Raw genomic sequence first — 20,442 nt, forward strand, 5'->3', positions numbered from 1 at the left:
GGCCGGGGTGGTCAGTAGCCGACGCGGGCGGTGCCGCGTGCGTCCCGGCAATAGATCTTGCGTTCGCGCACCAGGCCATCGCGGCCGTGGATGCACAACGGCAGGCCATCCGCGCGCGCGCGCATCCAGCCGGCCGCGATCGCGGCTTCCTGGGTCGGGAAATGCAGCGCGGTGTCGTCGCCACCATTCCCCAGGCCTTCGATGGTGAGTGCCCATCCGCCGTCGCCGGCGTATTCGGCGTTGTCGGTTGCGGCGGGAAGCACGTGGATGCTGCGTGACGTCATGGTGTTCTCCGGAGGGCGTGGGCTGACATTTGATTTTTAAGCGACGGCGCCGCCGCGGGTATCCGTCGATGTCCTACAAGCGCGCACGCGGTGACGGCCGGTCGCGCCGTCGGCTGACATCCCGGTAGGACGAAAGCCGACTTTTTGCGCTGCGGTGCGTTGCTACGATCCAATTGCCGGTCGGGCAAGCGGCTGCCCGGTCCCAAGCCATTCCGATCCACTCCATCCTGGCGGCGCATGTCGCATCCACACGAAGCAAGGAGATCGTCATGAGAAAGCTATTTGCACTGTTTGCCCTCGCTGGCGTGATGCTGGTCACGGGTTGCAATACCATGGCCGGCGCAGGCAAGGATATCGAGCGCGGCGGCGAGAAGGTACAAGGCGCGGCGGAAAGCACCAAGCAGAAGATGTAAGTCCCGCTGCCTGCCGCCCTGGCATTGCTACGGCCCGCGTCTGGTGACGCGGGCCGTTGTCTTTGTCACGGCGAATTCAATGTGCGGCCGCCGCCGGCGCCTGCGCCGCATCGATGTGGTTGCGGCGCCAGCTGGCGGGCGGCAGGCCGAACTCGCGCTTGAACGCGCGGCTGAACGCGGCCTCGGAATCGTAGCCGACCGCGCCCGCGACCTCGCTGATGGAACGGTTGCCGCTGCGCAGTTCGGCGGCCGCGGAGCGCAGCCGCCAGTGCGCCAGGTACTGCATCGGTGGCTGCCCCAGCAGGTCGGTAAAGCGCTGCGCCAGCGCCGAGCGCGACAGGCCCACGTTGCCCGCCAGCTCATCGACCGTCCACGGGTAGGCGGGCCGCGCGTGCATGCGCGACAGCGCCCGCCCCACATAGCGGTCGCGCAGGGCGGCAAGCCAGCCGCTTTCATTGTCAGGCAGGGTGTCGATGCAGCGCCGCACTGCCTGCACGAACAGCAGCTCAGACAGCTTGGCCAGCACCGTGGCGGTGCCCGCACGCGGTTCCGCCGCTTCAGACGTGGCAAAGGCCAGCGCCGACGCCAGCCATGCCGATTCCAGCCCGCTGCCCAGCCCTACCTTGAACAGCCGCGGCAGCGACGTCAGCAAGGGGTTGCCCATGGTGTCGTCGAACCCCAGGAAGCCGCACACCATGCGCGTGGTCTCGCCGCCGCCGCCGTAGGAAACGCGCATGACCTCGCCCGGACTGTTGCGCAGCATGTCGTACACCAGCGGAGCGGACGGCAGCGGCTGCAGACGCAGGTCGCTGCCCAGCACGTGCGGCTCGCCCTGCGGCACCACCAGCAGTTCGCCGGTGTCGACCCGCAGGCCCGGGCCGGTGCCGTCGACCAGGCGCGCCCAGCAGACGCCTTCGGTAATCAGGTGGTAGGAGACGACGCGGTCGGCGCGGGGCAGGAAGGCGGCGCGCAATTCAGCATCCGCTTCACTGATCAGGCACCACGGCGACTTGAACTCGCCGTTCAGGAACACGGCACCGCTGAGCTGCACGGCGCGCAAGAGGTCGGACAAGGCATCCATGGTCACATTCCTCCAGATCCGGTGTTTCGCGCAAGAAAGCCGGACGCCCGATCATACGGGCAAGGGGACCGGGTTCCGATACTAGCACCGTGCCTGGCGCCATACAACGCCGCAGCGCACGTATCAGACTAGCCGGAGACAACACCATGGAAACCCTTTCCGCAGCGGATGCCAGCGCAGGCGCACAGGCCGACTGGCTCGGCCTGGCCGCGACCCTGGGCCGCACCTTCGACGCACGCGCGCCAGAGATCGATGCCAGCGGGCAGTTCGTCAGCGCCAACTACGACGACCTGCGCGCGCACCGCTTCTTTGCCGCGGCCGTGCCGCAGGAACTTGGCGGCGCCGGGCTGTCGCACCAGGAGCTGGGCGCGGTGCTGCGCGAGCTGGGCAAGTACTGCGGATCGACCGCGCTGGCCTTTGCCATGCACACCCACCCGGTGGCCACGGCCGCGTGGCGCTGGCGCAATCAGCAAGCGCCGGTGGAGGGGCTGCTCAAGCGCGTGGCGGGCGAGCAGATGGTGCTGCTGGGCAGCGGCGGTTCGGACTGGCTGCAGGGCAGCGGCAAGGCTACGCGCGTGGATGGCGGCTTTCGCGTGGATGCGCGCAAGATCTTCGCCAGCGGCGCGCCGGCGGCGGACCTGTTCATGACCTGCGCCGTCCATGACGATCCGGAGAGCGGGCCCACGGTGCTGCATTTCGCGCTGCCGATGAAGTCGCCGGGCGTACGCGTGCTGTCGAACTGGCACACGCTGGGTATGCGCGGCACCGGCTCGCATGATGTGCTGCTTGAAGGCGTGCTGGTTCCGGATACCGCCATTGCCGCCCGCCGCCCCCAAGGCGTGTGGCATCCGATGATGCATACGGTGGCGATGATCGCGCTGCCGCTGATCTATGCGGTCTACGTCGGCGTGGCCGAGGCCGCGCGCGATATCGCGCTGCAGCTGGCGCGCCAGCGGCGCCTGAGCGCACATGCGGTGGAAGCCGCCGGGCGCCTGTGCAACGAGGCCGATGCCGCGCAGCTGGCGCTGGATGCGATGTTCGCGGCGGCATCGGGGCAGGCGCCGGGCGCGGTCACCACCAACCGCATCATGTGCGCCCGCACGCTGGCCGCGCGCGCGGTGCTGGCGACGGTCGAGGCGGCGATGGACCTGGCCGGCGGCGCGGGCTTCTATCGCGATGCCGGGCTGGAGCGGCGCTTTCGCGATGCGCAGGGCGCGCGCTTCCATCCGCTGCAGGCCGGTGCCCAGCAGGAGTACGCAGGGCGCATGGCACTGGGGCTGGATCTCGATGCGCCGCCCGGCGAGGTGCGGCCTGCCGCGCAATGATCCCCGCCCTGGCGCCGCTGCCGTATGACACGCAAGCCTGCAACGACAGCGGCCAGGACGACCCGGCCCGCGCCATCAGCCACGATGGCGCGGCGCGGCGGGCCTTGCGCGATGCGCTGGGGCAGTTTGCCACGGGCGTTACCATCGTCACGGCCGCGGACGCCGACGGCCAGCCGGTCGGCGTCACGATCAATGCCTTTACCTCGGTGTCGCTCGCACCGCCGTTGCTGTTGTGGTGCCTGGCACGCAGCTCCGGCAGCCTGGCGGCGCTGCGTGCGGCGCCGTGCCACGCGATCAATGTGCTGGGGAGCGGGCAGCAGGCCTTGTGCCGGCGCTTCGCCGCGCGCGGTGCTGACCGCTTCGCGGGCGTCGATTGCCGCCCCGGGCCGTTTGGCACGGTGCTGATCGGCGGCACGCTGGCGTACTTTATCTGCCGGCACCACTCGGTGCGCGTGGTGGGCGACCACGTGATCTTTGTCGTGGAGGTGGTGGCCTATGGATCGACGCCGGGCGCGCCGCTGGTGTTCCACGCAGGCGGGTTTGAGGTACCAGCGCCTTAGCCGCGCTTGCCCGCGATCACCAGCGCAATGCCGCCCAGCACCGCGGCCGCGCTCAATGCCAGCCGCAGGCTCAGGGCTTCACCGAGCAGCGCGATGCCGCCTGCCGCCGTAATGACCGGCACGCTCAGTTGCACGGTGGCGGCGATGGCGGCCTTCAGCTGCGGCACCACGGCATACCAGATGACATAGCCCAGCCCGGAGGTGATGGCGCCGGACAACAGCGCATAGGCCAGCCCCGCGCCGTCCAGTGATCGCTGCGCCTGCATCACCGCACCCAGCGCCAGCGCCATCGGCACCGCGCGCAGGAAGTTGCCCGCGGTGGTGGAAGCGGGATCCGCGGCGCGCCTGCCGCGCAGCGAATAAACGCCCCATGCGATGCCGGCCGCGATCATCAGCAGCGAGGACGGCAGCGGCGGCGTGGCCAGCCCTGGCAGCAACAGCCATACCAGCCCGGCCAGCGCCAGGGCCAGGCCAATCCATTGCTGCAGGCGCATGGGCTCGCCGGCATAGAGGCCATAGCCGGTCATGGTGGCCTGCACCGCCGCGAACAGCAGCAGCGCGCCGGTCCCCGCGGTGAGGCGCACATAGGCAAAGGAAAAGGCCGCGGCATAGCAGAACAGTGCAAGCGCGGAAATCCAGTTGCCTTCCACCGGCGGCAGCCGTTGCGCCACGACCGTGCGCACCAACTGGTGCCGCGCCACGACGATGACCCACAGCACCAGCGCCGCCGCGGCGACGCGGGCCAGCGTAAAGCTGGCCGCGTCGATGGTGGTGCCCTTCAGCGCGAGCCGGCACAGCAGTGAATTGCCGGCAAAGGCGAGCATCGCCAGTGCGGTCAGCACCACGGTGTTCGCGCGCGGCATGCGGCGGGGTGGGCGGTGGGCGCTGCGTGGTTCAGGCTGCGGGCGGTTCGTCGCCGATGGCGAACGAGGACAGGTGCTCGATCGCCCTGACCAGTCCGGAATGATCCCAGCCCGCGCCGCCCAGCCCGCTGCAGACATTGAACAGCTGCTGGCACGACGCCGTGTTGGGCAGGCCCACGCCGAGCTGGCGCGCGGTGGACAGCGCCAGTTCCAGGTCCTTCTGGTGCAGCGCGATGCGGAAGCCCGGGTCGAAGGTGCGCTTGATCATGCGTTCGCCATGCACTTCCAGGATGCGCGAGCTGGCAAAGCCGCCCATCAGCGCCTCGCGCACGCGCGCGGGATCGGCGCCGGCGCGGGCGGCCAGCACCAGCGCTTCGCTGACCGCCTCGATGGTCAGCGCCACGATCACCTGGTTGGCCACCTTGGCCACCTGGCCGTCGCCGGCCTCGCCCACGCGCGTGATGTTCTTGCCCATCAGCTGCAGGATCGGCAGCACGCGGTCAAATACTTCCTGCTTGCCGCCGGCCATGATCGACAGCGTGCCCGCCTTGGCCCCGACCTCGCCGCCGGAGACCGGCGCATCGATATAGTCGACGCCGAGCGCTTCGATGCAGCGCGCGAACTCGCGCGTGGCGATCGGCGAGATCGAGCTCATGTCGATCACGGTAATGCCGCCTGCCGTGTCGGCAAGGCCGTCAGCGACCCCCTTCTCGCCAAACAGCACCCGCTCCACGTCGGGCGTGTCAGGCAGCATCAGGATGATGGTTTCCGACTGCTTCGCCACCTCCTCGGCGCTGGCGCAGGCTTTCACGCCGGCATCCTGAAGGTCCTGCGGCACGCCGCTGCGCGTATGGGCGAACACGGTATGCCCGCCGTCGACAAGGTGCTGCACCATGGGCTTGCCCATCACGCCAAGTCCGATAAAGCCGATCTTGCTCATGTCAGTGTCCGGTAGTGGTCAGGCGCCAGGCCGGCCGTGCGTCGCGCACGACGCCGGGTTCATCTCTGATGATAGTCAGTCACAGTATATGCTCTGCACCGGCGGGCCTCTCGGCTTGGATACAGCTTGCTGTGGCGGGTTTTCCGCAAATCCAAGGCCTTGGATCATATCGCGGTGCGCGATGCAAATCGCCCCGATTCTCTTTCGCTTGGCTCCTGGCCGGCCCCTGGAATCGGGGCCTCTCTGGAGCACCACATGACCAAGATCAAGCTGACCAAGAGCGTTGTTGACGCTGCAAAGGCACAGTCCAGCGACGTCGAACTCCGAGATACGATCGTTCCGGGCTTCCTATGCAAGGTAACACCCACCGGCCGCAAAGTGTTCATGCTTCAGTACCGCACGAACTCGGGTATGCGCCGTAAGCCGGCGCTCGGCCAGTTCGGCGAGCTGACTGTCGAACTGGCGCGGTCGCTGGCCCAGGACTGGCTAGCTGAAGTCCGGCGAGGCGGCGACCCTGGACATAACAAGGCCGAAGCCCGCAAGGCCCCTACTGTCAAGGACCTTTGCCTCCGGTTCATGAAGGACCACTCCAAGCTACACAACAAGCTGAGCACGCAGCGCTCGTATCAGCACCAGATTGACAGCTTTGTCATCCCGGCCTTCGGCAGCAAGAAAGTCCACGAAGTCACACGCCAGGACGTTACCACGCTGATGAAGCGTATGGATACGTCACCCATCCAAGGCAATCGGACGCTGGCATGCATCTGCAAAATGTTCAACTTGGCCGAGGTGTGGGGCTACCGTCCCGACGGCTCCAACCCTTGCCGTCATTTGCCAAAGTACCCGGAGAATGGTACGACCCGCCTCATCACCGATGAGCAGATGGTCAAGCTGTTCGCATATCTGGACAAAGCCGAGGCCGAGGGGCTGGAGCATTCGATCCACCTTCTTGCCGTCCGGCTGCAATTCGAGTTCGCGGCGCGGATGTCGGAGGTACTGTATTTGCAGTGGGATTGGCTCGATCTGTCCAACGGCCGGGTGGTGTGGCCGGACAGCAAGACGAGCGGTATGTCCAAGCCCTTGAGCGAGGAGGCCCATCGGCTGAGCAGGCCCAGCAAGGCGGCGCACGACCTGGACGCGGTGCAGGCAGAGCTGGGCGCGGCGCAGCGCCGGGCCGAACGCGCCGAGGCCGAAGCGGCGCTGGCGCGCCAGCTGCTGGCAGAATTGCGGGTGGCGCCACCCGGGCGGGGGGAGGGTGGTGGCGGGCGCCGGCGCAAGGCCGGGAGCCCGGCGCCGAACGAACAGGCGGCGCCAGGCGAAAAATCGGACGAACCTCAAGACGACAAGCAGGGCGCGCCAACGGCCGCCTCCAACCCGTATGACGGCAGCGACAGCACCGATGACAGAAATCAATGAGCGGGCGGCGGCGATCCGCTGGATCCAGACTGAGATGGCCGACTACGGGCTGACCATGGAGGAGCTGGAAGCGGCGGGGTGCTTCCATCCGCCGCCTCCTCTGCCTCCGCCGCCACCCGCCCCAGCGCCACCGCCCGTGGTCTGCTACCGCAACGCCGCGGGGCAAAGTTGGGACGGGCAGGGCGAGATGCCCGAATGGCTGCGGCGGGCGGTCAATGCGGGGCGGCGCAGACTGCCTGCCCCGCAGGCAGCGCTCGACTGTGAGCATGTCCTCTTGGTGTGCTAAGCTGAAAGTACGTTGTACAGAGCAGGTAACCAAGCGTTGACGCACACCCGGCTTGTGTCGTGCAGTTTGACTAGCTTTCTCGACCTGTTCAAATTCGACGGCCAGTGCGGGATCGAGGCGGTGCCGGTCGTTTTTGCAGCCAGTCCACAACAAATTCGCCCGACTCCTGAATATGAGTCCGCATCGCGTTTCTAGCAGCGATGGAATCACGCGCAATCATTGCCTCCACAATCGCGGAGTGATGCTCAATGTTTTTCTTCATACGCGATTCGTACATGCCCAGCACGGTCATATTCAATATATTGCGCGTGTAATCGAGATGAAGCTCCCGAATGATGCGCTCTAACGACGCATTGCCCGAGGCGTTATAGATCAAAGCGTGGAACTCTTGATTCTTGATCACCCAATGACGCATGGGTTCTGCGGCTTCTGGACAGAGCAGACCCCCGGCCGAATTTACCGATTCATATAAGGCGCGAACAGAATCGACACACTCGGCGTGCACGACTTGTAAGCGCTGTAGATCAGCATCTGAAATCCACTCCACAGCAAGCTCGGTTGCCATTCCCTCCAATTCACCACGCAACCAGTAATTGGCGCTGATGTCTTTCGTGGTTGGTGCCACAACGGTGGCACCGTAGCGCTTTTTCTGAACAACCAGGCCCTTGATCTCAAGCTGCCGAAGCGCCTCCCTCACGGGTGTTCGGCTGACGTCATACTCTTCTGCCAAGGTTTCCTGGCGCAACTTTTGACCGGGCGCATAGGTGCCGTTGAAAATTTTGCCGGCAATCGACTCCACAAGGTTCTGCAACAGATCTTCATCAGCGAGATGCTTGTCGTCCATAGCCCTTCTCCGTCCCAGGGCGGCAGTTCTCAATAGCCCAGTGTCTTCCCGTCGGGATTGCGCGGGTCGAAGTAGCCGTAGAGCATGCCGTTGCGAATCTGGATGGTCTGAGTGCGACCCATGGTCGCTTTCAGGACGACATTGTGGCCGCGCTGTCTCAGCAGTGCCAGAGTGTCGGGTGTCAGACCTTTCTCCACGCGCAGCTCGTCAGGCGTCCACTGGTGGTGCACTCGTGGCACAGCAGCCTCGGCTGGGTTCATGCCAAAGTCGATGATATCCACCACCGTCTCCAGTACCGTCGTGATGATGCGCGCGCCTCCAGGGCTACCGGTCACAAGCACCGGCCTGCCGCGTTGCAACACCATGGTGGGCGTCATCGATGACAGCGGTCGCATTCTAGCTGCGACGGCGTTGGCGTCGCCGCCAATCAGGCCGTAAGCATTGGCCACGCCGGGTTTGGTCGAGAGACACCCTAGCGGGATTGAAACACGTCCTTCCACTTGGCCGTTTCCCGCTGCATGCGATTCTTGAACGCTTCCGATCCAACGGGCATGGGCTGGCTACCTTGCGAGAATAAATTTTTCATACCGTCACCCTTCAACACCTTAGCCATCGCTTCCTCAAGCCGCTTGATAATGGGTGCTGGCGTGCCGCTTGGCGCAACAAGGCCGGAAATCGACCCTACATCAAAATCTTTTCCCAGTTGCTCGGCAATGGTGGGGATATTTGGAAATCTAGGAACTCGCTGGCTGGAGGTCACCCCAAGAGCACGCATTTTCCGGGACTCGATGAAAGGACCCACGACCACGGTTTCTACAGCGGTGCTCTGTACAGCGTCTGACAGCAACGCATTGGTCGCCTCCGCGCCGCTCTTGTACGGTATATGCAAGAAGGTTGTATCCGTTGATTGCTGTAGCGATGCGAGCGCCTGGTGAATGGAGGTGCCGAGTCCAGAACTCGCGAAGGCCAAGTTCCCTTGCTGCTGCTTTGCTTGAGCGACGAGCGAGCGCAGATCACGAATCGGAGACTTCTCGGAGACCGCCAACACCAGCGGTGTATTGGCGATCATGGATATATATGTAAAGTCCTTAAGGGCGTTGTAACTTGTTTCCTTATTGATCAATGGGTTGACTGCCACTATCCCGTTGGTGATTAACATCAATGTGTAGCCATCGGGCTTCGCGCGCGCAACGAGCCCGGCCGCGATATTCCCACCCGCACCGGGCTTATTCTCGACAATTACCGGCTGACCCAATTCCTCCGACAACAGCTTCGCAACTGTACGGGCAGTAACATCAGTAATTCCACCTGCACCAAATGGAACCACAAGCGATAGGGGACGAGAGGGCCAAGTTTCAGAGGCGTTGCAAACACCGATAGCGCCGATCGCGAGTGCAACGCCGATCAATGCCTTTTTTGTGGAGAAGGTAAGCATAGGTTGTCTCGTGTGCTTTTTAATTGCCCAGCAAACAATCAAAGAAGCACGGGATATTTCGTCCCGCGCTCCACAAAATTTTCAAGCGTGGTGCGATCCTGATCGTTCTTTGCGATCAGTGCTCCAGGTCCTTGTCCGTCAGTTCCGGAACTTCACCCTTAATGTTCATTCGGCCTTCATAAACCGGGCGGCCGCCAGTAGTAGGGCCTTGATACTGCACGAAGAAGATAACGCCACCCGTTTCAGTGGTGAGTTCTTCCTCGATGTGGGGATCTGGGTGGAACACAACTGTGCCTGGGCCATAGGGCTTGCCACCCATCTTGAATTCGCCCTCGATCACGTACCAAACCTGCGCAAAGTCGTGTTTATGGAGCCGAAAGCCCGCACCGGGTTCATAACTGAGAAATCCTGCATTAGGTTGAGTAGGATCTTCAGCGCGCGTATGGAACAGGAATTTGGTTTTGTTTTTAAAACGCCCCATTTCCCATTCCATGTCCTCAGGACGGCGGTATTGAGGCATGCGGTGAACCGGCGCGGTGGCGTCTTTACCATCTGTGCTCATCTTTGGATACTCCAGTTGTCATAGATCAGCCATTCTAGGAAGCCTTCTAGAAAATTACTGGATACAAAAACGAGTTGACCGGGCGACGACGCCGGTCACGGCGAACGGAACGACGTTGATCACGGCCGATCGCCACGCCGAGGTCATGGAAAGAAAACCCGGACATGCTGGCGGCAATCAGGGTTCCCGGTCCCATCGACCCCCACGGAACTGCACATAGGCCTAGCAGTCCGACGACGGCGACCTTGCGGGGCGAAAGACCAAAATGGGCCAGCAGGGGAATACCGATGGTCACACCGATGCCGAACCTGTCAGAGATTCCGCAAACGGGGTCACGCCGTGCACGACCAGCAAGATCGTACTCACGCTATGGCCTGAGCGACTCCTTATCCAGCCGGCGAGCGCGGTTTGCCCGCCAGATAGGCGCAAAACCTCGGACAACAGCAACCCGCCGGCGACGATCAACAGAACTTCCACAATGATCGGAAGCCAGCGCACTAGTACTGGGGCGATAGCCTCCACAGGTACCGGGAAGGCCACCACGATGGCAAGAATGGCGACTCCCACTCCGAGCAATGCAGCATGGAGCGATCGAACGCCAAGCACCAGCCTGTCTCGACCGCCATCCGCAGGCTTTCGGCCACGCCCTCCGGCGTATCCGCGAATCCGCCCTAGAAATCGGCGTTGATGGGCTGTTCGGTGGCTTCGACCATGTAGCGCAGATGCGCCAGGGTTTCGGCGCGCGAGAGTTGCCCGTCCGAACGCGCATGCGACCAGGCGCAGCCGAACTGGTCGTGGCTAGCGCCTTGAAGCCAAGCCCCGCAAGCACGCTGGCGCTGCCGGCATCCCACGGGTTTGGCAGTACGAAGCAGCCTGACTGATGCAACTCGCGGAAAGCAGCGCGCTTTTCGGAAACACTGCGGTGAGCCATGAAAACCTCCTTGGTTGTGGCTGTTGGCATACAGAAGGGCCTGGCTCCGCTCCAATCGATCGTGGCTGAGGATGATTGATCCTCAACGGGTCGCCTGCCTTCTATCGGATCGCCAATGCGGGTTGAGCGCTGCCGCGCCGCTCCTGGATGAGAACGATGGCGGTCGTGATAGCCATGAAGCAGACCGAGGCCCACAGCACGCCACTGGCCCATCCGCGATCGAGCAGGAGGCCAAACAGGAGAGGACCGACGACGCCCCCCACATTGAAGCCGGTGGAGACAATGCCGAAGGTTCTGCCTTCCGCTCCGGCCGGCGAAGCGGCACGCACGAGCATGTCACGCGAGAGAGCAACGTGCCAGCAGCCCATTCGCTAGAAGCTTCAAGTTGGACATCCTTTGACTGTTTCACCGATCCAGCGCACGAAGCACGTTGGCGAGCTTCTTGGCTGCGATCTCCATTTCTTTCGGGGTATACGCAGCGAACCCCATGAGAAATCCGGCTTTGTGCTTGTTCGATGCGTGCAGCGCCGTCAGTCCCAGGAGGTCAACGCCCGCCCTACGTGCGGTATCAATGGCTTCGCGCTCCGGTATGTCTTTAATTAAGATGCATGGCATCTGCATGCCACCAATAGGCACCCGAACCTCCAAAAAATCTGACAGGTGCGCCCGCACGAGTTGTTCCAGCAAGTCGCGTCGGGCGTTGTAGAGGCTGCGCATCGTGCGCACATGCGAACCGAAGTGCCCGCCCTCCATGAAGCGCGCCAGCGTGAGTTGCGGAATCGAAGCGCTATGCCCGTCCTGCAATGTGCGAGCCACCGTCATCGGTGCCACAAGCGCCGGTGGCAGGACCATATAGGCAAGGCGCAGGCCGGGAAACATGGACTTGGTGAAGGTGCCGATGTAGATGGTGCGGTCGTGCGCATCCAGGCCTTGCATGCACGCCATGGGCTTGCCGGCATAGTGGAACTCGCTGTCGTAGTCGTCCTCGATGATCCACGCCTGGTTTCGATGCGCCCATTCGATGATGGCAAGCCGCCGGTCGAGCGCTAGCGTCGCCCCGGTCGGAAACTGATGGGAAGGCGTCAGGAAGACCGCCTTGGCAGGCTGCGCGGCATCTTGCAGCCGCTCCACCCGTAGCCCCTGGGTATCCAGCGGAACCGGCACGCACTCCAGACCGGCGGCGTCGAATGCCCTGCGCGCCCCGTGGTAAACGGGATCTTCCAGGAAGATCCGGTCACCGGCATCAAGCAGCACGGAGGCACAGAGCGAAAGGGCCTGCTGCGAGCTGGTCAGCACCAGCACGCGCTCGAACGTGGCGCGAGCGCCGCGTTCGAGATTGACGTAATCCGCAATGGCTCGCCGCAACGCTTCCACGCCTTGCGGGTCGCTATGCGCCAAAGCCATGGTTCCGTACTCCTTCAGCACCTGCCGCTCCAGGCGCTCCCAGATCGGCAGCGGGAAACTGCGCGTTTCCGGCACACCTGGGGCGAAGGCGCGTGGAATCGGGGTTTCACGCACACCACCGCTTTGGAACATGGCCGCGCCGCGGCGGCTAAGACGTGCAGGTTCACTCCGTGGATGTTGACCCGTTCTGCGTTTCGGCGATACCTGCGCCCGCTCTGACACGAAGCTGCCGCTGCCCACATGGCGGTCGATGAACCCTTCGGCGTGCAACTGGCTGTACGCGCCCTCGACGGTGTCGCGGGAGACGCCCAGCGATTGCGCGAGTGCCCGTGAAGCGGGTAGCGGTTTGCCGACTTCTAGCACACCGTCGAGGATCAATTGCCGGATGGCGCGCTGGATGCGCGCATGCAGCGGCAATGCGCCATGAGCCGGGTCGGTGATCCAGGCCTTGACCGATTCGAGCTGAGCGTGCTTGAACAATTGGTATGGTTCCGCCTAAAAAATTGGTATGAATACGCCTACCATCTTAAAGCGAAAATATTTGCCTAAGCAAGGTAATGCGGCACCGACAAGCCATCTGATCGCCCCCTACAGGGTCGCCGAAAGAGCCTGCCGGGGGGCGATGCGCGGTGTCTCTGCGACGGGCGTGCGACTCCAACGCCCAGCCAATACTTGCGATCAACCAAGGTGTACAGACAGGTGACCGCCCATGTGGCCGAGGTCGGGCAGGTTGCTAGCAGCGAGCAAGCAGCCGTCCCGGCGCGCTTGCAGCAATCATGGTTGATTGCCGATGGCAGCGGGGGCACCTCTGATCTTGGTGGTCGGGATGGCACCCATCTCTGAGACGCTGGCCTCGGGGCGAAGCCTGCCCTCGCTGGCCAGTTCGTTCGTCTACCTAGGTAGCGCGATCGGGGGCGTGATGTGCGGCCTGCTCGCCGGACGGTTCGGCCAGCGCAATGTAGCCGTGCTGGGCGGGATCGCCGTGTGCGTGGAGCGGCTCCTCGCATCGCTCGGACAAGCCTGGTCACTCCTGGCCGGCATCGGACTGGGTGTCGGCTTGCTCGGCAACGGCGCGCTGTTTCCGCCGATATTCGCCTATGTCTCGTTCCGGTTCGATCGCCGCCGCGGCGCTGCGCTCGCACTGGTGTCGTCGGAACAGTACGTGGCCGTCGCAGGTCGCCGGCATGCTGGGATTTCTCGCCACCCAGGACGAAGCGGGCCATTTCTTCGTGGCGGCCGCCTACGGCCTGGGACTCAGCGAATCGTACCTGCCTATGCGCTCGCAGTGCGCGCTCTGTTTTCCGCCGCCGAGGCGAACTGGCGCGTACCCCTGCTCTTTCTAGCCAGCCTTGGCGGCATGGCATTCGGTGCCTGGCTGGCAGGCGTCATCTATGACAAGGCTACTACGCGGTGGTGTGGTGGGTTGGCATTGGCTTCAACCTCGTCCAACTCGCGAGCATGGCCTTTCTACTGGCGCGGCAGCGGCTTCACACGGCCCCTGCGGCAAGGCAGGAATAGCGGGCCGGCATTCACAGCGCCGACCCATCCGATCGCTGATGCAGCCCTGCGCTGAACCGCCGGTCTGGTGAAGCACGGCCGAACGTCAACGCCTGCGGCGGTGGTGTCGGCCCGGCTCACTGCTGGCTTCGCACCGTTTTCGCGCCCTTTTCCCGATCGGTCCATCCAGATGTGGAAGGGGCCACGTTGCCATCCGGTCAATTGGACTGGTATGGTCAAAAGAATTGGATGGATAAAACAGGCCACTTTCGATCTATAAATTAGCTCTCAACAAGGTTCAAGAGCCTATTGTCAGGAGCTATGAAAAGGTCATGTCGTTCGCTATCCCATCCTCATCCGTCCGTCTGAGCGATCTCACCCATCCCGTCGTCGCTGGCCTGATCTCGGTCCTCGTCAACTACGGTGGCACCTTCATCCTGGTGTTCCAGGCGGCCAAAGTTGCCGGCCTCAGTCCCGAACTGACGGCCTCGTGGGTGTGGTCGGTCTCGATTGGCGTGGGGGTGACGGGCCTCATCCTCAGTTGGTTCGCCCGTGAGCCGATCATCACCGCCTGGTCCACGCCCGCCGCCGCCTTCCTCGTCACGGCGCTGGCGACCACGCCTTACGCGGATGCCGTCGGTGCGTACCTGATCTCGGGCGCGGCTTTCGTGCTGCTCGGGATGTCGGGCTACTTCGAGCGAGTCATTCGCCTGATCCCACCGGGCGTCGCGGCCGGGCTGCTGGCCGGCATCCTGTTGCAGTTCGGCATTGGCGCCTTCGGTGGCATGAGCGTCGATCCTTTGCTGGCGGGACTGCTGATCGTTGCCTACGTCGTGTTCAAGCGATTCACCGCGCGCTATGCCGTGGTGGGCATCCTCGTGCTGGGGCTGGCCTTCCTGCTTATCCAGAACCGGGTCGATCTGTCCGGGCTGACGCTCAAACTCGCCGCGCCGGTCTTCACCGTGCCAGCGTTCTCCCTGAACGCGCTGTTGAGCGTGGCCTTGCCGCTGTTCCTCATCACCCTGACCGGCCAATACATGCCCGGCATGCTGGTACTGCGCAACGATGGCTTCAAGACCAGTGCCAACCCGATCGTGACCGTCACCGGACTCTGCTCGCTGTTGATGGCGCCGTTCGGCTCGCATGCCTTCAACATCGCCGCGATCACGGCGGCAATCTGCACCGGCCGGGAAGCCCATGAAGACCCATCCAAGCGCTGGATCGCGGGCATCGCGGCGGGCACGTTCTACATCCTCGTCGGCGTGTTTGGAGTGACACTGGCCGCCGTATTCATGGCCTTTCCGGCGACATTCATCACCACGCTGGCGGGTCTGGCATTGCTCGGCACCATCGGCGGCAGCCTCGCCAGCTCGATGGCCGATCCCAAGACCCGTGAGGCCTCCCTGATCACCTTCCTGGCGGCTGCGGCCAATATCAAGATGCTTGGCATCGGCGGCGCCTTCTGGGGCTTGTTGATCGGTCTGGTGGCCTATGCGGTGCTCAACGGCAGGTGGTCCCGCCCCGCGCCGCAGCCAACGATCGCGCCAGTGGCGAATGAGGGAGCGGCGAACTGATGCAAACCCCGGTCGGTACACGAACCAGCCACGATCGGCACGGCCTCTACCCAGAAGCCACCACGGTCGAGGATTTGCGGCGCAATCTCGCGAGCGTGCGCGAGCGCATCGACGCGGCCTGCCACCGCGTTGGCCGCGACCCGGCCAGCGTGCGCCTATTGCCTGTCAGCAAGACCAAACCCGAAGCGAGCCTGCGCCTTGCCTATGCGGCAGGCTGCCGGGTGCTGGGTGAGAACAAGCCGCAGGAAGCCTACCGAAAGTGGGAAACCATGCAGGACTTGACCGACCTGCAGTGGTCAGTCATCGGCCACTTGCAGACCAACAAGGCCAAGCTTGTCGCGCGCTTTGCTTCCGAGTTTCAGGCGCTGGACAGCATGCGCGTGGCCGAGGCCCTGGAGCGGCGCCTGCAAGCCGAAGGGCGGTCACTGGATGTGTTCGTGCAGGTCAACACCTCGGGCGAGGCCAGCAAATACGGCCTGGCTTCGGAGGATGTGCCGGCGTTCATCCAGGAACTGCCGACGTTCTCCGCGCTGCGCGTGCGAGGGTTGATGACGCTGGCGCTGTTCTCCGGCGAGGCCGAGCGCGTACGCCAGTGCTTCATCTTGCTCAGAACCCTGCGCGACCAACTGCGCGACAGCGCTCCGGCCGGCGTCGGCCTGGACGAACTCTCGATGGGCATGTCCGGTGACTTCGAGATTGCCATCGAGGAAGGCGCCACGGTGGTGCGTGTTGGGCAAGCCATCTTTGGCGCACGCAACACCCTCGACGGTCACTACTGGCCGACCGATTCAAACACTGAGGAGTCGCCATCATGAAGACCGCCATCGCCATCCGCCATGTCTTCTTCGAGGACCTGGGCATGCTGGAGCCCCTGCTTGAAGCCCGTGGCTATGCCGTGCGATACGTGGATGCCACGGTCGATATTGGCATGGCGATCAGCTCGACATTCCGGCAGGCGCGGTCCGGCTCGCTGGCACCGACATCTGTCCGCATCAGGCGTTCTCGATCGGCGCCCAGGTGCTGGGCTTGCAATTCCATCTGGAAGCCGACGCACGAGGCATCGAACGATGGCTGGTCGGGCACTCCTGCGAGCTGGCATTGGGAGGAATCGACGTGCGATCGCTGCATGCCGAAGCGCACGCTGTGCAGGGGCAGCTCGAGCACGCGGCCCGTGCGGTTATCTCGCGTTGGCTCGACGGGGCGGAACGCAGCACAGACCGGACACGGCCGTGACCGCCGGATGCGGCGCCCATGCGCTCGCAAGTGGTGTACCGCCGATTTCGATGTACGCGCTCTATCAATCGCCCGCCATTGGCCGGGCAAAGGATATCCAAAGGAACATTCAGTATGAAAACTCAAACCCCGTCGTTCTGCGTCGGCGAGCCCGTACCCGATTGGCACGGTTGCCCAGCGCCTGTTGGCGTCGTTCTGACAGGCAATGAGTGTCGCCTATGGCCCATAGACCCCGCTCGTCACGCCGGTGCGCTGTTCCAGGCCTACAGCCAGATGGCCGACACCCGGGACTGGCTGTATCTGTCGGTCGGCCCATTCCCCGATGCACAAGCCTACCTGGCCTACGCGGAGAAGATCGCTCGGGAAACCGACCCGTTGCACTTCGCGGTCGTTGATCTGCGCCATGAACTGCCTGGAGGCACATTGGCATTGATGCGCCGGCAGCCCCAGCATGGGGTCTTGGAAGTCGGGTTCATGGCGTTCTCCCCCACCCTACAGCGTTCGCGTATCTCGACAGAAGCGCAGTTTCTGCTGATGTCCCATCTCTTCGACGAACTGGGTTATCGCCGCTACGAATGGAAGTGCGACAGCCTCAATGAGCGATCCCGCAATGCGGCCGAGCGCCTGGGCTTCCAGTATGAAGGTACTTTCCGCCAAGCCTTGGTCTACAAGGGACGAAATCGCGATACCGCAGCCGCCGGCAATCTCACCAGAAAGCTTTCGATCATGAACAAGATTGCCACCGCCATCCGATCCGCGCATCTCGATCAATCAGGAATACCGAGGCCGCTGCCCTCTACCCGCTGGCGCGAAGCAATTGACGCCAATGTGCGACGGGATCGGCCATGAGCGCGGCGTCACTGTCACAGGAAAGGCAGCCACTGAAGCTCGATGTCGTGTCGGTGCAGTCGCAGGTGGTCTATGGCCGGGTCGGCAATAACGCCGCTGTTCCAACTCTGGAGGCGCTGGGCCTCTCGGTGGCGGCCATACCCACCGTGGTGTTCAGCAACATCCCGAGTTATCCGACGATACACGGTGGCGTGCTACCCATCGAATGGTTCAGCGGCTATTTGCAGGATTTGTCGGCGCGCGGCGCGCTGGACGCACTGCGGGCCGTTCAAGTCGGATACCTGGGCAGTCCCGCCCAGGCCGAGGAACTGGACCGTTGGCTCCGGGGTTTGCTGACGAAGCGCCCCGATCTTCGCATCGTCATAGACCCAGTGATAGGTGATCAGGACCACGGCGTCTATGGTGCCGATGGCATGGCCGAGGTGTACCGGCAGCGGCTCGCGGTGCTGGCCAACGGACTGACGCCCAATGGGTTCGAGCTGGCTTATCTGACCGGACTGCCGGTGGATGAGCTGGAAGCCGTCGTTGCCGCCGCGCGCACTTTGCTCACCGGCCGAACCGAGTGGGTTGTGGTGACCAGCGCGGCCCCCGGCACATGGCTGGCCGGCGAGATGCAGGTCGTCGTGGTCACCCCAACGCAGGTCCACGCCATTGCCCATCCGCGCATCGACGCTGCACTGGCCGGCACGGGTGATCTGTTCACCGCCACCATGACAGGGCATTGGCTCAACGGCCTGGCGCGACAGGACGCTGCCGTGAAGGCGTGCGAGCACGTCGTCAGAGCGCTGCGCCGCACGGAGCAGGCGCGCTCCAGGGAACTCCTGCTGCCGCCTCCAGGAGGCCGTCACGTCCACGAACGAGTCGTCGTCCGCGAACTTCCGGTCGGTCACGAAGCATCGACACCAACCCAATTCACCGCAAAGGCCGTTCCATGACACATGCCAGTTCTCACCTGATGCGGGCCTATGCCCGCCAGCCTGTTTCTTTCGTTCGAGGCAGCGGCGCACGACTCTGGGATGAGCACGGCGTTGAGTACCTGGATGCCATGGCTGGCATTGCGGTCACTAGTCTGGGACATGCCCATCCAGAAATTGCCGGCGTCATCGCCGAGCAAGCCGGTATGCTGCTGCACACGTCCAACGTGTTCCGTATCGACTGGCAAGAGCGGTTGGGTGAACACCTGTGCGCGCTAACCGGCATGGAGAAGGCGTTCTTCTGCAACTCCGGCGCGGAAGCCAACGAGGCAGCATTGAAGCTGGCCCGGCTGTACGGTCATCACAGGCAGGTGGCGCGGCCGCAGATCCTGGTGATGGAGAACGCCTTCCACGGCCGCACCATTGCAACGCTCACCGCGACCGACAACGCTGCGAAACAGCATGGCTTCGAGCCGTTGCTGCCCGGATTTCTGCGCGTGCCCTACGACGACATCGAGGCGGTGCGCCGGATGGCCGAGCAGTCGCCGGGCATCGTGGCGGTGATGATCGAGCCGGTACAGGGCGAAGGCGGCATCCGTGCGGCGAGCACTGAGTATCTGCGGGGACTGCGCGCGTTGTGCGACCAGCACGGCTGGCTGCTGATGCTCGACGAGATCCAGTGCGGCATGGGCCGTACCGGCGCCTGGTTCGCCCATCGGCACGCAGGCATCGTTCCCGACGTCATGACGGTGGCCAAGGCGCTGGGTAACGGCTTTCCCATCGGCGGCTGCCTGGCGCGGGGGGACGTGGCCGACCTGTTGTCGCCCGGCCAGCACGGCACGACCTTCGGCGGCAATCCACTTGCATGCCGCGTTGCCTGCACCGTGCTCGACATCATGGAGCGCGACGATCTACCGAAGCGGGCGGCCGTGCTGGGTGACCGGCTGCTCACGAGGCTACGCGCGGCACTCGAAGGACATCCGGAGGTCGTCGCCGTCCGTGGTCTGGGCCTGATGGTGGGAATCGAGCTGAACAGGAACTGCAAGGAACTGGTCGAGCAGGCGCTGGCAGAACAGCGCCTGCTCATCACGGTGACCCGAGACTCGACCATCCGACTGCTACCCGCCCTGATCTGCAGCGAAGCGCAGATCGACGAGATCGTGACCAGGGTCACCAATCTGCTGTCTTTTGGTACGGCGGATCGCCGGGGGGCAACCAATGCAAGCAGGCGGACGGAGCCCACAACATGAACCAGGCGCCGAGTCGTCACCAGCCGGATGCCGCCGGGTTCTTCGGCCACTTTTGCAGCAGCTTCGTCAGCGAGACGCTGGCGCAGGCCGTCGAAGAATTGCAGCAGGCCGAGCTGCGCCACCGCTACGAACCCACCTTCGTGACCGAGTTTCAAGAGGAACTGGCCGACTACGTCGGCCGCCCCTCGCCGGTGTATTTCGCCCGGCGCCTGAGCGAGGAGACGGGCGGAGCGCGCATCTTTCTCAAACGCGAGCATCTCAATCACACCGGCGCTCACAAGATCAACAACGTGATCGGCCAGGCGATGCTGGCTCGCCGCATAGGCAAGCGGCGAATCATCGCCAAGACTGGCGCGGGTCAGCATGGGGTTGCGACCGCGACGATCTGCGCGCGCTATGGCTTGGAGTGCGTGATCTACATGGGCAGCGAGGACATCCGCAGGCAAAACCCCAACGCCCAGCGGATGGCATTGCTGGGGGCGAGGGCGGACCCGACGATGGTGCGGGATTTCCAGACCGTGATCGGCAGGGAGTTCAAGCGTTTGGGCAGGGCGAAGCAGAAGCATCCCGACGTGGTGATCGCCTGCGTCGGCGGCGGCAGTAACGCCATCGGCATCTTCCATCCGTACATCGAGCACGAGGCCGTGCGCCTGGTCGGCGTCGAGGCGGCGGGCTTCGGGCTGGACACCGGCAAGCACGCCTCGTCGATCCAGCGGGGTACTGATGGGCTATGCCAATCCCATCGAACGCCATGACTTCCTGCGTCAACCGGGTGCCTTCG

The 20,442-nt window shown here is 63.9% G+C and carries 21 protein-coding genes and 3 pseudogenes; 12 read left to right on the plus strand and 12 right to left on the minus strand.

Translation table 11 applies throughout. From position 1 onward, the window contains the following. Positions 1–11: 11 nt before the first annotated feature. Positions 12–284: a DUF2188 domain-containing protein gene (locus tag AC1Q6V_RS25140; protein WP_011616898.1), complete on the minus strand. Its 273-nt coding sequence runs from the start codon at positions 282–284 to the stop codon at positions 12–14. 269 nt (positions 285–553) lie between these two features. On the opposite strand from AC1Q6V_RS25140, the gene AC1Q6V_RS25145 reads away from it, so the two are divergent. Then, complete coding sequence (locus AC1Q6V_RS25145) at positions 554–697, plus strand: entericidin A/B family lipoprotein (protein ID WP_010809655.1); 144 nt, start codon at positions 554–556, stop codon at positions 695–697. Positions 698–773: 76 nt separating this feature from the next. Here AC1Q6V_RS25145 and AC1Q6V_RS25150 read toward each other — a convergent pair whose 3' ends face one another. Beyond that, complete coding sequence (locus tag AC1Q6V_RS25150; RefSeq protein WP_010809656.1) at positions 774–1,778, minus strand: AraC family transcriptional regulator; 1,005 nt, start codon at positions 1,776–1,778, stop codon at positions 774–776. Positions 1,779–1,924: 146 nt separating this feature from the next. Between AC1Q6V_RS25150 and AC1Q6V_RS25155 the strand changes: the two genes are divergently transcribed. Continuing rightward, on the plus strand, positions 1,925–3,103 hold the full coding sequence (locus AC1Q6V_RS25155) for an acyl-CoA dehydrogenase family protein (protein WP_439672583.1): 1,179 nt from the start codon (positions 1,925–1,927) through the stop codon (positions 3,101–3,103). Further along, complete coding sequence (locus AC1Q6V_RS25160) at positions 3,100–3,663, plus strand: flavin reductase family protein (protein WP_010809658.1); 564 nt, start codon at positions 3,100–3,102, stop codon at positions 3,661–3,663. The genes AC1Q6V_RS25155 and AC1Q6V_RS25160 overlap by 4 nt, the downstream gene beginning before the upstream one ends. On the opposite strand, the gene AC1Q6V_RS25165 is transcribed toward AC1Q6V_RS25160, so the two are convergent. Together AC1Q6V_RS25165 and AC1Q6V_RS25170 are read right to left on the minus strand one after the other, a co-directional pair. Continuing rightward, positions 3,660–4,526 (minus strand): DMT family transporter, encoded by an 867-nt coding sequence (locus tag AC1Q6V_RS25165; protein WP_010809659.1) that lies wholly within the window; start codon positions 4,524–4,526, stop codon positions 3,660–3,662. The genes AC1Q6V_RS25160 and AC1Q6V_RS25165 overlap by 4 nt on opposite strands. Before the next feature lie 31 nt (positions 4,527–4,557). Then, entirely contained in the window at positions 4,558–5,466 is a 909-nt protein-coding gene (locus tag AC1Q6V_RS25170) for a 2-hydroxy-3-oxopropionate reductase (protein ID WP_010809660.1), read from the minus strand. 255 nt (positions 5,467–5,721) lie between these two features. Here AC1Q6V_RS25170 and AC1Q6V_RS25175 point away from each other — a divergent pair, with 255 nt between their 5' ends. Together AC1Q6V_RS25175 and AC1Q6V_RS25180 are read left to right on the plus strand one after the other, a co-directional pair. Next, positions 5,722–6,882 carry a tyrosine-type recombinase/integrase gene (locus tag AC1Q6V_RS25175; RefSeq protein WP_492316407.1) on the plus strand — a complete coding sequence of 387 codons (1,161 nt, stop codon included), beginning with the start codon at positions 5,722–5,724 and terminating at the stop codon, positions 6,880–6,882. Continuing rightward, positions 6,866–7,168, plus strand: coding sequence for an H-NS histone family protein (locus AC1Q6V_RS25180; protein WP_454749733.1), 303 nt, complete (start codon positions 6,866–6,868; stop codon positions 7,166–7,168). Before AC1Q6V_RS25175 ends, AC1Q6V_RS25180 begins: the two co-directional genes overlap by 17 nt. 88 nt (positions 7,169–7,256) lie before the next feature. On the opposite strand, the gene AC1Q6V_RS25185 is transcribed toward AC1Q6V_RS25180, so the two are convergent. From AC1Q6V_RS25185 to pdxR, 7 genes and pseudogenes are all read right to left on the minus strand, one after another. Beyond that, complete coding sequence (locus tag AC1Q6V_RS25185) at positions 7,257–8,012, minus strand: GntR family transcriptional regulator (protein WP_454749732.1); 756 nt, start codon at positions 8,010–8,012, stop codon at positions 7,257–7,259. Positions 8,013–8,041: 29 nt separating this feature from the next. Beyond that, positions 8,042–8,476 (minus strand): annotated as a pseudogene (locus AC1Q6V_RS25190) (gamma-glutamyltransferase); the annotation flags it as partial. An 8-nt stretch (positions 8,477–8,484) separates the two neighbouring features. Beyond that, on the minus strand, positions 8,485–9,447 hold the full coding sequence (locus AC1Q6V_RS25195) for a Bug family tripartite tricarboxylate transporter substrate binding protein (RefSeq protein ID WP_439669841.1): 963 nt from the start codon (positions 9,445–9,447) through the stop codon (positions 8,485–8,487). Positions 9,448–9,562: 115 nt separating this feature from the next. Further along, positions 9,563–10,009 carry a cupin domain-containing protein gene (locus AC1Q6V_RS25200; protein WP_439669842.1) on the minus strand — a complete coding sequence of 149 codons (447 nt, stop codon included), beginning with the start codon at positions 10,007–10,009 and terminating at the stop codon, positions 9,563–9,565. A 608-nt stretch (positions 10,010–10,617) separates the two neighbouring features. Next, positions 10,618–10,940: pseudogene (locus tag AC1Q6V_RS25205) on the minus strand (isocitrate lyase/phosphoenolpyruvate mutase family protein); the annotation flags it as partial. Positions 10,941–11,041: 101 nt separating this feature from the next. Then, positions 11,042–11,275: a hypothetical protein gene (locus AC1Q6V_RS25210; RefSeq protein ID WP_439669843.1), complete on the minus strand. Its 234-nt coding sequence runs from the start codon at positions 11,273–11,275 to the stop codon at positions 11,042–11,044. Positions 11,276–11,345: 70 nt separating this feature from the next. After that, a complete protein-coding gene (gene pdxR / locus AC1Q6V_RS25215) occupies positions 11,346–12,824 on the minus strand; it encodes a MocR-like pyridoxine biosynthesis transcription factor PdxR (RefSeq protein WP_439669844.1) in 1,479 nt (492 codons plus the stop codon). Positions 12,825–13,170: 346 nt separating this feature from the next. Here pdxR and AC1Q6V_RS25220 point away from each other — a divergent pair, with 346 nt between their 5' ends. The 3 genes from AC1Q6V_RS25220 to AC1Q6V_RS25230 all read left to right on the plus strand — a co-directional run bounded on the left by AC1Q6V_RS25220 (position 13,171) and on the right by AC1Q6V_RS25230 (position 16,230). Then, a complete protein-coding gene (locus AC1Q6V_RS25220; protein ID WP_439669845.1) occupies positions 13,171–13,917 on the plus strand; it encodes an MFS transporter in 747 nt (248 codons plus the stop codon). Between the two features lie 256 nt (positions 13,918–14,173). Further along, entirely contained in the window at positions 14,174–15,415 is a 1,242-nt protein-coding gene (locus tag AC1Q6V_RS25225) for a benzoate/H(+) symporter BenE family transporter (RefSeq protein WP_439669846.1), read from the plus strand. Next, positions 15,415–16,230: a YggS family pyridoxal phosphate-dependent enzyme gene (locus AC1Q6V_RS25230; protein WP_439669847.1), complete on the plus strand. Its 816-nt coding sequence runs from the start codon at positions 15,415–15,417 to the stop codon at positions 16,228–16,230. Before AC1Q6V_RS25225 ends, AC1Q6V_RS25230 begins: the two co-directional genes overlap by 1 nt. Positions 16,231–16,303: 73 nt before the next feature. On the opposite strand, the gene AC1Q6V_RS25235 is transcribed toward AC1Q6V_RS25230, so the two are convergent. Beyond that, positions 16,304–16,579, minus strand: coding sequence for a hypothetical protein (locus tag AC1Q6V_RS25235; protein WP_439669848.1), 276 nt, complete (start codon positions 16,577–16,579; stop codon positions 16,304–16,306). A 183-nt stretch (positions 16,580–16,762) separates the two neighbouring features. On the opposite strand from AC1Q6V_RS25235, the gene AC1Q6V_RS25240 reads away from it, so the two are divergent. The 4 genes and pseudogenes from AC1Q6V_RS25240 to AC1Q6V_RS25255 form a co-directional block, all read left to right on the plus strand. After that, on the plus strand, positions 16,763–17,497 hold the full coding sequence (locus AC1Q6V_RS25240) for a GNAT family N-acetyltransferase (RefSeq protein ID WP_439669849.1): 735 nt from the start codon (positions 16,763–16,765) through the stop codon (positions 17,495–17,497). Continuing rightward, positions 17,494–18,432, plus strand: a complete 939-nt coding sequence (gene pdxK / locus AC1Q6V_RS25245; protein ID WP_454749731.1) for a pyridoxine/pyridoxal/pyridoxamine kinase — start codon at positions 17,494–17,496, stop codon at positions 18,430–18,432. Before AC1Q6V_RS25240 ends, pdxK begins: the two co-directional genes overlap by 4 nt. Beyond that, positions 18,429–19,661 carry an aspartate aminotransferase family protein gene (locus AC1Q6V_RS25250; protein WP_454749730.1) on the plus strand — a complete coding sequence of 411 codons (1,233 nt, stop codon included), beginning with the start codon at positions 18,429–18,431 and terminating at the stop codon, positions 19,659–19,661. Before pdxK ends, AC1Q6V_RS25250 begins: the two co-directional genes overlap by 4 nt. Further along, a pseudogene (locus AC1Q6V_RS25255) lies at positions 19,658–20,410 on the plus strand (pyridoxal-phosphate dependent enzyme); the annotation flags it as partial. The gene AC1Q6V_RS25250 and the pseudogene AC1Q6V_RS25255, both read left to right, overlap by 4 nt. Positions 20,411–20,442 lie beyond the last annotated feature (32 nt).

It is taken from the genome of Cupriavidus sp. GW823-FHT07B10 (assembly GCF_058794355.1).